Raw genomic sequence first — 13,508 nt, forward strand, 5'->3', positions numbered from 1 at the left:
GGGATCTAATCGGTCCCCTTTCAGATTCGCTTTTTCAATTGGACATGCCTTATATGTCGAAAATTATAACAAGAAGAAAATATCTCGGCGTCGGCTTCATCATACTCCTAGGCCTCGCCTTTACCCTACGGGTCGCCTACTGGTTCCATCTGGAACATGGCTATGAGATGACGCGGCAACAATCCAACGCCCAGATGAAGGAGCTGCTGAGCTTCCTCTCGGGCTCTCTAAGTCGCTATGAGAGCATCCCCCATGTGCTCTCCACCAACCCGCTGCTGGCCAGTGCCCTGTTAAAACAGGACGATCCCGATACCATCACGCCGCTCAATCGCTATCTGGAGGAGATCCAGAGCATCACAGAGGCGCTGGATATCTATCTGGTCAATATCGACGGCGATGCCATCGCCGCCAGCAACTGGCAGCAGAGCTACTCCTTTATCGGCAAGAATTACGCCTTCAGACCCTATTTCAAGGATGCCATCGAGGGCAAGATGGGCCGCTATTTCGCCGTCGGCACCAGCTCGAACAAACGCGGTTATTACTTCTCCTATCCCATCTATAGCCACGGCTATCCGGTTACCCCCAGCCAGGGCGAGGCCAAGGTGTTAGGGGCGATAGTAGTCAAGGTCGATGTTACCGAGATAGAGCAGCAGAGCACGGGCATGGCCAGGGGCAGCAACTATGAGTTCGCCATCAGCGACCCGGACCATATTATCTTCCTCTCCAGCCGACCTGAATGGCGCCTCACCGCGCTGACGCCTGTGACTCATCAGCTCAAGCAGCGCATCGAATCCTCGAGACGCTACGCCAACCGCGAGATCAGTCCGCTGGCGATCGAGCCCCCCTTTGCCCCATCCCTAGCGGCAGACTATCAGATCTATCAGATAGGCGATGACAAGCGCGGCGCCGAGTTTATGGATAACGCCGCCTACATGAGTGACGCGGGCTGGCAGGTGCATATCCTCTCGCCCATGACACCCATCTACCGCTCGCTGCCGCCACTGCTCCTGCTCTATGGCGCCCTCTATCTGCTGTGCGCGCTGGCACTGTTATTCGCCATCGAGAAGCGTAAGAACACCCGCCGCATGCAACAAGCCCATGAGCAATTAGAACAAAGAGTCAAGGAGCGCACCCAGGCGCTGGAGACCAGTCACCAACAGCTCAAAGAGGCCCAGGATGAGTTGATCCAGGCCGCCAAGCTGACTGTGATCGGCAGCCTGTCGGCCAGCATCAACCATGAGATCAACCAGCCGCTGGCGGCGATTCGCAGCTATGCACAGAACACCCAGACCCTGCTCTCCCGCGCCAAGTGGGACGATGTCTCCAGCAACATAATGACCATCATAGAGCTCACCGACCGTCTGGCGGCCATAGTTTCGCAATTTAAGAGCTTTACCCGTAAGAGCCAGGGCAACGACAAGGCGATTAGCGTGGCGCAGTGCATCAGGGATGCGCTGACCATAGTCCAGCCCGAGGTGGACAAACAGGGGATAGATCTGGTGCTCAACAACACTGAGTGTCAGACGCTGCTCTGGGGCGACCCGATTAGGCTACAGCAGGTGCTGATCAACCTGATGAGCAATGCCATGGTGGCCATGCGTGCCAGCAACCCGAAACAGCTGATCATAGGCGTGGTGGTGAGCAATCGGCTGGAGATCACCATAGAAGATACAGGCACTGGCATAGACGAGAGCCAGATGCAGAAGATCTTCGACCCCTACTACACCAGCTCGCGTCAGGGGCTGGGCTTGGGGCTGTCGATCTCCCGGCGTATCGTCGAGGCGATGCAGGGTAAGATAAGCGTTGCCAACCGCCAACAGGGCGGCGCCATCTTCCAGATCACCTTGCCCATTCATGCAGTAGGATAACGATGCAAAATCAAGTTTTTAATCAATACGACATCTTAATCGTCGATGACGAGCCCCTGATAGGCTCGGCGCTGGTACAGCTGTTTGAACTGGAATCCTACCGCGCCCTGGCCCTCACCGACGCCAAGCAGATTGGCCTCGGCCTGCCCGACAACTGGCCGGGCATAGTGATCTCAGACGTCAACATGCCAGATATCGACGGCCTGTCGCTGATGCGCACCCTGCTGGCTCAGGACAAGGATATTCCCATAATCCTGCTGACCGGCCACGGTGATATCGCCATGGCGGTGCAGGCGCTGAAACAGGGGGCCTATGATTTTATCGAGAAACCCTTTAACAACGAGCACATGCTGGATATCGCAAAGCGGGCGCTGGAGAAACGCGCCCTGACCCTGGAAAACCGCAGCCTGAAACGTGAGCTGGAATCCCAGAGCACCCCTGGGCCACGTATCCTGGGCCACAGCCCGGGGATCAAGCAGATGCGCCACATCATCCACCAGGTGATCGATATGCCCGCCGATGTGTTGATCGAGGGCGAGACAGGCACGGGTAAGGAGCTGGTCGCCCGCTATCTGCACGACCACAGCCCCAGAGCCGAAGCCAACTTCGTCGCCATCAACTGCGGCGCTATTCCCGAAACCATCATAGAGAGCGAGCTGTTTGGCGCCGAATCTGGCGCCTTCACCGGCGCCGATAAGACACGTATCGGCAAGTTCGAATATGCTAACGGCGGCACCCTGTTTCTCGACGAGATTGAGAGCACGCCGCTATCCTTGCAGGTTAAGCTGCTCAGGGTGTTGGAAGACAGAAAGGTGGAACGCCTCGGCTCCAACAAGAGCATAGACCTGGATATTCGCATCATTGCCGCCACTAAGGTGGATCTCAAGAGTCTGTGCGACACGGGCGAGTTTCGCCAGGATCTCCTCTATCGCCTCAATCTGGTGACAGTGCCGATTCCGGCCCTCAGGGAGCGACGCGAAGATATCGGTCTTCTGTTTCTGCATTTCGCCCGGGTCGCCTCGGCCCGTTATCACAAGGCGCTGATCCCCTTGACGGCCGAATACACGGCCCAGCTGGTCTCCCACGACTGGCCCGGCAATGTCAGGGAGCTGCGCAATCTGGCCGAACGTTATGTTCTCTTAGGGCCAGAGGCGGCCTTTGCCACCTCACTGGGTCAGAGCAGTCAACTCAACGCCAACATGTCGCTGCAGCAGCGGGTGGAGTTTTTCGAGCGCCTGCTGATCGAAGAGGCGCTGAGTAACAACAAGGGCAGCATCAAGCTCACCATGGAGCAGCTGGAGCTGCCGCGCAAAACCCTCTATGACAAGATGCAGAAGTTCGGCCTCAACCGTAAGACCTTCATCAACTAGTGGCAGCCCTAGGCGTTAGCTCGCCGCATCTAACAGCGGAGTGCGCGGCCTATGGGTGCGCTGCAGCATCACCACCAAGAAGATCACACCGCTAAGCAGGGTCAGGCTGCCAGCCACCACGCCGCTCCAGCCCCAATGCTGCCAGAAGGGCAAGAGGAAAGGGCCGCCCAGCGCCGCCCCCAGATAGTAACTACACAGGTAGAGCGCCGTGGCCTTCGCCCTGTGCTGCTGGGCGCGCTGGGCTACCCAGGCATTACAGACGCTGTGGAAGGTGAAGAAGCCAAAGCTCGACAGCAGAAAACCTATGACGATGGCGCTGCTGGTATCCCCCAGGGTCACCAGACTACCGACGCACATCATCACCGCCGACAGGATAAACAGCGGCTGACGTCCCAGGCGGGTCACCCACTTGGCGGAGCGAAACGAGGCGTAGGTGCCGCTCAGATAACAGAGGAAGATAAGGGTGACCTGAAACTTGCCCCAATGAAACGGCTCCTGCATCAGGTGCAGCTGGATATAGCTAAACTGATTGACCATCACCATGAAGGCCAGCGCCCCCAAGAGGTAGAGCTTCACCAGGGTGGCATCGCCAAGGTGCAGGCCAAAGCCCTTGAGATCGGCGAGGCCAAAACCGCTCTTGTGTTGACGGCGACGGATCCGCACCCGGTCGAGTCGCGGCAATAACAGTAACACGCCCACCACGCCAGCAAGGGTCAAGACACTCACCAGCCCCATGGCCTCTACCCAGGTCAGATACTCTGTCATCAGACCGCCGAGCAGGCGCCCGGCGATGCCTCCCAGGCTGTTGGCGCCGATATAGATGGCCCCCGCCTTAAGCAGCACGCTGGTATCGAGCAGATCCTTAAAATAAGCCATGGCGATGGCGGGCACCGCCGCCAGCAGTATCCCCTGAAACAAACGCACCGCCACCAACGCCGAGAAATCCTGCACCCAGATCAACATGAGATCCGCCACCACAAGTAGCGCCAGGCTCCAGAGCAGCGGCTTACGCCTGCCTAGCTTGTCAGACAGGGTGGCATAGAAGAGCAGCGCGAAGGCCATGGAGAAGCTGGTCACAGACAACAACAGGGTGGCGTGGGCCGGCGACACGCTAAAACTGGTCGCGATCAGCGGCAACATCCCCTGCACCATATACAGGTTGATGTAGATCACCACGGAGGCCAGAGAAAGGCCCCAGATCAGACGAAGTTGTAGTGGACGGCTGGCGGTCATGTTGTCGCGCTCAATAGGATAGATAGACACAGGCTAGCACCGGCGCTAACATAACAAAAATAGATTATACATATGATGTCGATAACAACTTGTTATAGACAATTCCGATGACCAAAGCTTGAAAACAATCTGCTAAAAAGCGCTTAAGACAATGGTGCTAACTCAGCGTGATAGAAAAATGCGAGAAGGTGGGATGAAAGATGGATATCAAACAGCTTAGGCAGTTCGAGGCGCTGGCGACCAAGGGCAGCTTTACCCTGGCGGCCAAACAGCTCAACCTCGCCCAGCCCGCCCTGAGTCAGGGGATAAAACGCCTCGAAGAATCCCTCGGGGTCACGCTCGTCAACCGTAACAAACACTATCGCGGTCAAGATGGCAGCCGCCTCACCCTCACCGCCGAAGGCGAGGCGCTGGCGCAACATGCCAGGCTGATCCTCAAGCAGGTCAAACAGGCAGAGGCCCATATTAAATCTATGGCCAATCTCACCAAGGGCGAGGTGCGCATCGCGGTGCCCGGCATGCTGGGCTCCTACTACCTGCCCTCTCGCTTGATGGCCTTCAGGCACAGGTATCCAGATCTCAAGCTCTCCCTGTTCGAGGGCGGTACCCGAGACAGTCTGCGCATGTTGCAAAACGAAGAGGTGGATATCGCCATCATCACGGGCCAGGATCTGCAGCCTAATTTCGACAGTCATCTGCTGCTCAGAGAGCAGATGGTGGTGGCCGTGGGAGAAGATCACCCCTTGGCGGAGCACAAAGGGATCACCCTGGAGCAGTTTTTCGAGCAGGAGCTGGTGATGTTTAAACCCGGCTATTTCCACCGCGAGTGGATGCTGTCTCAGGCCAAGGCATTGGATCTCGAGGTGAATATTGCCTTCGAGACTAACCTTATCAACCTGATCAAACAGGTGGTCGCCCAAGGATTTGCCATCACCAGCGTGCTGGAGATGGTGATCGAGGCCAGGGATCCTATCCGCGCCATCCCCTTCTCACCTGCGGTGCATCTGGATTTGCATATCGCCTGGAATAGAGAACGCCCCATCGGCCTTGCCGACAGGGCGTTTGTCGAGTTCTTGATGAATAACCCTTAGCGGTATGCTAACGGCTTCATGAGACCAATCTAACTGGCATCTGTCTGACGCTCGGGCGCCGCTAACTGGAAGGCCTCGAGCTTATGGCAATTATCCCAGATACGGCGAATGTTGGGATAAGCGCTCAAGTCGACCTTGAAGCGATTGGCGTTATAGACCTGAGGGATCAGGCAGAGATCCGCCAGCGTCACCTCATCACCATAGCAGTAGGTACCGGCGTGCTTTTCCAGTTGCTTTTCAAACGCGCTAAAGCCCTGGTGGATCCAGTGATGGTACCAGGCGTTCTTGGCATCCTCATCGAGCTCAAGCGTGTTGGTGAGATACTGCAACACCTTGAGGTTATTCAGCGGATGCACCTCACAGGCGATAGAGAGTGCCATGGCGCGCACCTCGGCTCTCGCCTTGGGCTCTCTTGGCAGCATTATAACGCCGCCATACTGCTCATCGAGATATTCGATGATCGCCAGCGACTGAGACAAGACAAATTCGTTGTCGCCCTCGATCAGGGTTGGCACCAACTCCTGGGGATTGAGCCCGGCATACTCAGGCAAGTGCTGCTCGCCGCCATTCTTCACCAGATGCACAGATTCGAGCTCTGCATCCAGTCCCTTCAAATTCAATGCGATACGCACCCGATAAGCGGCGCTGGAGCGCCAGTAGCCCAATAATTTCATCACACGGCTCCTTTTCTCTCTCCGCCCATTGCCCGGCGGCTGTTACAAAAACGGGGCAACCTTGGTCGCCCCGAAGTCTCAAAAGTTTTTGAGAATTAACCTTTGTACTCAACCACCTGCTGATCGATGGCACCAAAGATAGATTGCTCATTTTCATCCAGCATCTCGATACGCACGCGATCGCCGAAACGCATGAATGAGGTCGATGGCTTACCGTCGCTGATGGTCTCCAGCATACGGGTCTCGGCCAGACAGCTAGAGCCAGCGCTGCGATCATAGTTAGAGATGGTGCCCGAACCTATGATGGCGCCGGCGCCCAATGGACGAGTCTTGGTGAAATGGGCAATCAACTGACTGAAGTTAAAGGTCATGTCGATGCCACAGTTTGGCTTACCAAACAGCTCGTTGTTCAGATGGGTGATCAACGGCAGATGCACCTTAGACTCATGCCACTTGTCACCCAGCTCATCAGGGGTCACGGCGACAGGAGAGAAGCTGCTGGACGGCTTAGACTGGAAGAAACCGAAGCCCTTGGCCAGCTCGGCTGGGATTAGGTTACGCAGCGACACATCGTTCACCAGCATCAGCAGCTTGATATGCTTCTCGGCCGAATCAGCGTCTATGCCCATAGGCACGTCGTCGGTGATCACCGCCACCTCAGATTCAAAATCTATGCCCCACTCTTCGCTGGCCAGCTCGATATCCGCCTTAGGCGCGATAAAGCTGTCAGAACCGCCCTGATACACCAGAGGATCTGTCCAGAAGGTTTCTGGCATCTCGGCGCCGCGGGCCTTACGTACCAGCTCAACGTGGTTCACATAGGCGCTACCGTCCGCCCACTGATAGGCACGTGGCAGCGGTGACAGGCACTTGTTCTCGTCGAAGTCGACCGTGTTGTCTAGCACGCCTTGGTTAAGGGCATCATAAAGCTCTTGCAGTTGCGGCTGAAGCAGATCCCAGGCGTCGAGCAGCTGCTGCATGGTGTGCGCGATGGCCGGTACTGCAACAGCCTTGGTTAGATCTTTACTCACAAGCATCAGCTGACCGTCACGACGGCCGTTGTTATAACTTGCTAACTTCATACCCACTCCTTCCGAATTCTTCTCTTGCCAGACCTTAGGGGCGCGCCGCTAACGGGTCTGGGACTATCAATTTGGCATAGAAATACCCTATGCGCCTCAAGATAGGAATAGCGTGATACAAATCACACTCCTTCCCCTAACATTCAAATTTGTAAACAATTCATGACAGGCAGCGAGAACCCCAAATTCATGGGGTTTCGGCCTTGTTGCTGCCTAGAAAACCGTCTGCCAACTGGCAATAAGGTTTTACATCCCTTTTTGCTTGCTGATCTTATATTCCCTCAGCTTGTTGGCGATGGCCGTGTGAGACACCCCGAGTTTCTTCGCCAGCTGGCGGGTACTGGGGTACGCCGGATAGAGGCGTCTGAGCAGGCTCGCCTCAAACTGTTTCATCGCCTGATCCAGGCTGCCCTCAAACTGATGATCGAAATAACCAAAGCCTTCGGCGTATGACGGTAATTTTAGCTGATCCACCGTCAGCTCCGCCGAGCCATCCCACATGGATACCGCACGGAAGATGGCGTTTTTCAGCTGACGCACGTTACCCGGCCAGGCATAGCCCAGCAGGTGCTCACGGCATGGGGCCGAAATGCGGCGAATGGGGATAGACAGCTGCTGACTGTAATGCTCGAGGAACATCTCGGTCAGGGGGATCACATCCACCTTGCGCTCGCGAAGCGACGGCATATGGAAGCTGAGCACATGGATGCGATAGTAGAGATCTTCGCGGAACTCACCGGTCTGGCATAGTTCGGCCAGATTCTTCTGGGTCGAGCAGATGATGCGCACGTCCGAGCGCACCTCCACATCGCCGCCCACCCGGCGGAAGGTGCCATCCTGCAACAGACGCAGCAGTTTGACCTGAGCCGCCTTGGACATCTCGGCAATCTCATCTAAGAAGACGGTGCCACCCTTGGCCTCCTCGAAGAAGCCACGCTTGACCACCTCACCACCGCTGACATAACCGAAGAGCTCCTCTTCGGCCGCGCTGTCTGGCATGGCAGCGCAGTTAATCGCGATAAAGGGATGCTCTCGACGCATGCTGGCATCGTGGCAGGCTCTGGCCATCAGCTCTTTGCCTGTGCCCGTCTCACCCGTGATCAACAGAGGCGCATCGAGCTGGGCCATGCGTCTGGCCTGCACCAACACCTCTTTCATCTTGTCGCTGACCGCCAGGACATTCTCAAACCCTGTGGTCTGATTCTGTAGGGCGTTAAACTGCTTGCCGACCCGTGCGGGCGATTTGAGGGAGACTACGGCGCCCGCCAGTATGGTCTTGTCGTTCTCGTCGGGCAGATAGATGGGCAACATCTCGGCCAGGTATTCGCTTTGGCCTATGTTGACCCGTGTGGCCTGGGCCAACACCAACGGCTCGCTGAGCCAGCGGTTGAAGTTAAAGCCCTGCACCCAATGATTGAGGGGTTCGTCGAGCACCTCGTGCTCACCCATGTTGACCGTCATCAGCGCCGACTCGTTGACGATACGGATCCGCCCCTTAACATCAATGGAGAAGACAGAATCCGGCAGTGTCTTCAGCAAGGTCTTAAGCGCATAATGCTCCTGCTCGGAAGGCATGAAAGAGACAGTGCGCACGTCGTGCACCCCTTCCACCTTCCTGATTAACGGCAGCAGCTCACTGAGCACATCAAAGTTGACCTCAGCAAACTGCAGATAGAGAAATCCCTGGTTACTGGCATCGATAGCTATCAGGTTAATGCCATAGCCTTCGAGGATCACCAGAATGTCTTTTGCTAGACCCACGCGGTCGATGCAACTTACTTCTAAGCGCATACCCTTTCGTCCCTTTTTATATTTATTACTTCACGGTTTTTGGGATTATCGCGAGCATGGTTGCGTCTCATGCCAGAAAAAGTGTGACACGCCACGCAGAAATGCCGATAAAACGCCTATACGTTAGAGTGTAATGAGATTTGTGGCAAGAGTTGTTTACACCGGATTCGAAAAGCAACCAAAAAAACAGCGCCATAGCTAGGCTATGACGCTGTTTTTAAATCAATTTTAACTTAGTCCAATAACTGGTCTGTCTTGGCCGCCATGATGAAATCGTTGCGGTGCAGCCCCTTGATGGAGTGAGACCACCAGGTCACGGTGACCTTGCCCCATTCGGTTAGAATGCCGGGATGATGAAACTCTTCCTCAGCTAAGTCAGCCAACTTATTGGTAAATTCCATTGCCAGCTTAAAGTTTTTAAACTTGTAGACACGCTCAAGCTGCATGATACCATCACGCACCTCGACGCCCCAATCTGGGATCATGCGGATCAGCTCGGCCAACTCGGCATCGGTCACCTTAGGCGCGTCGGCCTGGCAGGCTTCGCATTTCATTTGGGCTAATTCAGTCATACTTCTTCCTTCTGATTTTCTTATCTGGCTTTCTTAACTGGCTTTCGATTTTGGCTCAAACATGGGGGCATGTAGGCCTAACTGACGCGCCTTAGTCACGGCAGCCATGATGTCCATTTTGACGATTTCGTCTAAATAATCAATTGAATCAATAGCGTAATAAATTGGCTGCATGATATCGATTCGATAAGGGGTTCTTAAGATATCCAACAGATCGAAAGGCTTCACCACCGGGGTGTCGCTCATGGCGTATAGCGTCTCACCTGGCGAGCTTAATATGCCGCCACCGTAGATCTTCAGCTCATCGTTGGCCTGACGGATCAAACCAAACTCCACGGTAAACCAATAGAGTCTGGCGAGAAAGACACGCTCCTCTTTCGAGGCGGCCAGACCCAACTTACCGTATTCGTGAGAGAAACGGGCAAATGAGGGATTGGTCAGCAGCGGACAGTGACCGAAGATCTCGTGGAAGATATCGGGTTCCTGCAGATAGTCGAACTCCTCCTTGCTGCGGATGAAGGTGGCAACCGGAAACTCCTGGTTCGCCAGCAACTGGAAAAACTTCTCGAACGAGATCAGCGCCGGGACGGCAGCCGTCTTCCAACCTGTGGCCTGTTGCAGCACAGCATCGATTTCGCCAAGCTGCGGGATGCGATCTGCAGGCAAGGCAAGATCTTCGAGGCCTTTCAGATAGGCATCACAGGCATAGTGGGGCAAATTGCCCTTCTGTCTGTCGTACAGCGCTTGCCAGATCTCATGTTCATTGTCAGGGTATTGGATGAACCCTTGGTTATCAGGCAGTCTGGCCTGATACGTAGTTTGTTTACTCATGATAAATACAACACAAATGACTGCTCCTGCCTCCATATTTGACTAAACGCCAGAGTTTGTTAACAGGATCACACTTTATAATTTGGCTTGAGCGCCGCTCAAGATGTAACCTCAAATTTACATCAGGCAGAAGATGAAAATTTAAATCGTTTTTATTTAAAGACTTATCGAATAATTCATATGTAACACTCTTGACACAAATGCCGACTTTGACATCAATTTCATCTGCTTACCCCATGGGACAAATATTTGTGTAAAGGCATTTGACTAACTCTGCTCAACCCAGTTCTGGTATCGAGCGCACCTTTACAAGCGTTAAGATAAGGCTAAAGCCGACGCCGAACAGGTCGACAGATACCGAGAACCTAGCGGCCAAAGCGCCTAAATCTCCTGGCTTTTCAGGGCGTTTTTATTAGAATAAAAGGGCATTTTGCGCAGCCAACTAGGATTAGGATGAAACAGCACAAAGTTCGCAAGGCCGTTATTCCCGTCGCGGGTCTCGGCACTCGCATGCTTCCGGCAACCAAGGCGATCCCCAAGGAGATGTTGCCCATAGTCGACAGACCCTTGATCCAATACGTGGTCAACGAGGCGATAGCCGCCGGGATCAACGAAATAGTATTAGTTACCCATGCCAGTAAGAATTCCATCGAAAACCATTTCGACTCCAGCTTCGAGCTCGAGGCCCAGCTCGAACGCAGGGTAAAACGTCAGCTACTGGCCGAGGTGCAGGCCATCTGTCCAAGCGACGTGACTGTGATCAGCGTGCGCCAATCCCAGGCTAAGGGGCTGGGCCACGCCATTTTATGTGCTCAGAAGGTCGTGGGCGACGAGCCCTTTGCAGTTTTGCTGCCGGATGTCATCATAGACGATGCCAGCTGCGATCTCACCCGGGATAACTTGGCCGAGATGGTGAAGCTGTTTGATGAAACCGAAGTGGGCCAGATCATGGTCGAGGGCGTGCCAGAGAGCAGCGTCGACCAGTACGGTATCGCCGATGTGAACGGCCATCAGCTGGAGGCCGGGCAATCTAAACCCATCAATGAGTTGGTGGAGAAACCTAAGGTGGGCCAGGCGCCATCTAACTTAGCGGTAGTTGGCCGATACGTGCTACCTAAGCAGATCTGGCAACTGCTGGGCAAGACCCCTGCCGGCGCCGGCGACGAGATCCAACTGACGGATGCCATCGCCATGTTGATGAACAGCCAAACCGTCAACGCCTATTACATGCATGGCAAGAGTCATGACTGTGGCAACAAACTCGGCTACATGCGCGCCAATGTGGAATACGCGCTGCGCCATCACGAAGTGGGCAGGGATTTTGCCGACTATCTCAAAACATTAGATTCAGATTTACAACAGGATAAAGATTAATGACGATTTTAGTCACAGGTGGCGCAGGCTACATAGGTAGCCACACTGTCGTTGAGCTACTTAATGATGATCAACAGGTCGTGATCATAGACAACCTGAGCAACTCAAGCGTCGAGGCCCTCAAACGGGTCGAGCAGATCACCAATAAAGGGGTCACCTTCTATCAGGGCGACGTGCTCAACAAGGCCTTCCTGCAGAAGGTCTTTACCGACCATGATATCGATGCCGTGATCCATTTTGCCGGCCTCAAGGCGGTCGGCGAGTCTGTGGCCCAGCCGCTGCGTTACTATGAAAACAACGTTACCGGTACCTTAGTGTTGTGCGAGGTGATGGCCGAATTTAATGTGAAAAACCTAGTATTTAGCTCATCGGCTACCGTCTATGGCGATCCCGCCTCACTGCCCATTACCGAAGATTTCCCCACGGGAGCCACTAACCCCTATGGTCAGTCTAAGCTGATGGTCGAGCATATCCTTAAGGATCTGCACCACTCGGACTCGAGCTGGAACATCGCCAGATTGCGTTACTTCAATCCAGTGGGCGCCCACGAGAGCGGCCTCATAGGCGAAGATCCCAACGATATCCCCAATAACCTGATGCCCTTCATCGCTCAGGTTGCCGTGGGTCAGCGCGAGAAGCTTAGCGTCTTCGGCGACGACTATGACACCCATGATGGCACAGGTGTGCGGGACTATATCCATGTGGTGGATCTGGCTAAGGGCCATCTGAAGGCGCTTGCAAAACTCAACACCCAGCCAGGCTTAGTCACCTATAACCTGGGCACTGGCCAAGGCTACAGCGTGCTGGATATGGTCAAGGCGTTCGAGAAGGCCTGCGGCCATACCATCGCCTACCAGATCGCGCCGCGTCGTCCTGGCGATATCGCCGCCTGCTACGCCGATCCTCACAAGGCGCAGACAGAGCTGAACTGGCAGGCCACCCACACCATAGAAGATATGGCCAACAGCAGCTGGCACTGGCAGTCCTCTAACCCGAGCGGCTACAAGGCCTAAAGCAGACGGGGGCTCAGGCCCCCCATTTGATAGCAAGTGAATCTATGAGTAATCGCATCAACCAAAGCCGCCGCAACCTCTTCAGCCGCCGCAAGAGCCAGGTGATCCGCCCGCCCTGGAGCCGCACAGATGTCGAATTTACCGACATCTGCACCCGCTGCGATAAGTGTATCGACGCCTGTGAGACCAAGATCCTCTCCCGTGGCGATGGTGGCTTTCCCGAGGTCAGCTTCAGTCAGGATGAATGCACCTTCTGCGGCGCCTGTGCCAAGGTGTGTCCCGAGCCGCTGTTTACCGACATCGAAGAAACTCCCTGGCAGATCAAGGCCAGTATCGACCAGAGCTGTCTGGCCAACAGCGGCATCTGGTGCCAGACCTGTAAAGATGCCTGCGATCCCAGAGCCATCAGCTTTACCGCCAGCATAGGCCAGGCGCCCAAGCCTGTGATCGATACCGAGCTGTGTAACGGCTGCGGCGCCTGCGTAGCGCCCTGCCCTAATCAATCGATAAAACTCAGCTAATGTAGTGAAAAGCATTGCCAAAAAACTGACAGGCAGCGCCAAATATTAGTGGTTTTGTTACACAAAGTTTAAGGGTAATATTGGGCAA

At 54.9% G+C, this 13,508-nt stretch carries 12 protein-coding genes; 6 read left to right on the forward strand and 6 right to left on the reverse strand.

What is annotated here, in order from left to right:
• The first annotated feature begins 44 nt into the window (after positions 1 to 44).
• Positions 45 to 1,868 (forward strand): sensor histidine kinase, encoded by a 1,824-nt coding sequence (locus K0H81_RS12755; RefSeq protein ID WP_220058557.1) that lies wholly within the window; start codon positions 45 to 47, stop codon positions 1,866 to 1,868.
• 2 nt (positions 1,869 to 1,870) lie between these two features.
• Complete coding sequence (locus tag K0H81_RS12760) at positions 1,871 to 3,238, forward strand: sigma-54-dependent transcriptional regulator (protein WP_011865241.1); 1,368 nt, start codon at positions 1,871 to 1,873, stop codon at positions 3,236 to 3,238.
• Positions 3,239 to 3,253: 15 nt separating this feature from the next.
• Here the strand turns inward: K0H81_RS12760 and K0H81_RS12765 are convergent, their stop codons facing one another.
• Positions 3,254 to 4,471: an MFS transporter gene (locus K0H81_RS12765; protein ID WP_220060855.1), complete on the reverse strand. Its 1,218-nt coding sequence runs from the start codon at positions 4,469 to 4,471 to the stop codon at positions 3,254 to 3,256.
• 200 nt (positions 4,472 to 4,671) lie between these two features.
• Between K0H81_RS12765 and K0H81_RS12770 the strand changes: the two genes are divergently transcribed.
• Positions 4,672 to 5,562: a LysR family transcriptional regulator gene (locus tag K0H81_RS12770; protein ID WP_220044807.1), complete on the forward strand. Its 891-nt coding sequence runs from the start codon at positions 4,672 to 4,674 to the stop codon at positions 5,560 to 5,562.
• 29 nt (positions 5,563 to 5,591) lie between these two features.
• Here K0H81_RS12770 and maiA read toward each other — a convergent pair whose 3' ends face one another.
• The 5 genes from maiA to phhA form a co-directional block, all read right to left on the reverse strand.
• Positions 5,592 to 6,236: a maleylacetoacetate isomerase gene (gene maiA / locus K0H81_RS12775; protein WP_220058558.1), complete on the reverse strand. Its 645-nt coding sequence runs from the start codon at positions 6,234 to 6,236 to the stop codon at positions 5,592 to 5,594.
• A gap of 95 nt (positions 6,237 to 6,331) precedes the next feature.
• Positions 6,332 to 7,318, reverse strand: coding sequence for a fumarylacetoacetate hydrolase family protein (locus K0H81_RS12780; protein ID WP_220058559.1), 987 nt, complete (start codon positions 7,316 to 7,318; stop codon positions 6,332 to 6,334).
• Positions 7,319 to 7,564: 246 nt separating this feature from the next.
• On the reverse strand, positions 7,565 to 9,109 hold the full coding sequence (gene tyrR / locus K0H81_RS12785) for a transcriptional regulator TyrR (RefSeq protein WP_011865236.1): 1,545 nt from the start codon (positions 9,107 to 9,109) through the stop codon (positions 7,565 to 7,567).
• A gap of 233 nt (positions 9,110 to 9,342) precedes the next feature.
• A complete protein-coding gene (locus K0H81_RS12790) occupies positions 9,343 to 9,681 on the reverse strand; it encodes a 4a-hydroxytetrahydrobiopterin dehydratase (protein ID WP_011865235.1) in 339 nt (112 codons plus the stop codon).
• A gap of 33 nt (positions 9,682 to 9,714) precedes the next feature.
• Positions 9,715 to 10,512, reverse strand: coding sequence for a phenylalanine 4-monooxygenase (phhA, locus tag K0H81_RS12795; protein WP_220058560.1), 798 nt, complete (start codon positions 10,510 to 10,512; stop codon positions 9,715 to 9,717).
• A 453-nt stretch (positions 10,513 to 10,965) separates the two neighbouring features.
• Between phhA and galU the strand changes: the two genes are divergently transcribed.
• Genes galU through napF form a run of 3 tightly spaced genes read left to right on the forward strand, consistent with a single transcriptional unit; the run spans position 10,966 to position 13,420 of the window.
• Entirely contained in the window at positions 10,966 to 11,886 is a 921-nt protein-coding gene (gene galU, locus K0H81_RS12800; RefSeq protein ID WP_220058561.1) for a UTP--glucose-1-phosphate uridylyltransferase GalU, read from the forward strand.
• A complete protein-coding gene (gene galE, locus K0H81_RS12805; RefSeq protein ID WP_220058562.1) occupies positions 11,886 to 12,899 on the forward strand; it encodes a UDP-glucose 4-epimerase GalE in 1,014 nt (337 codons plus the stop codon). The genes galU and galE overlap by 1 nt, the downstream gene beginning before the upstream one ends.
• A gap of 44 nt (positions 12,900 to 12,943) precedes the next feature.
• A complete protein-coding gene (gene napF, locus K0H81_RS12810; protein WP_220058563.1) occupies positions 12,944 to 13,420 on the forward strand; it encodes a ferredoxin-type protein NapF in 477 nt (158 codons plus the stop codon).
• Positions 13,421 to 13,508 lie beyond the last annotated feature (88 nt).

Source organism: Shewanella halotolerans, from assembly GCF_019457535.1.
Lineage (GTDB): Bacteria > Pseudomonadota > Gammaproteobacteria > Enterobacterales > Shewanellaceae > Shewanella > Shewanella halotolerans.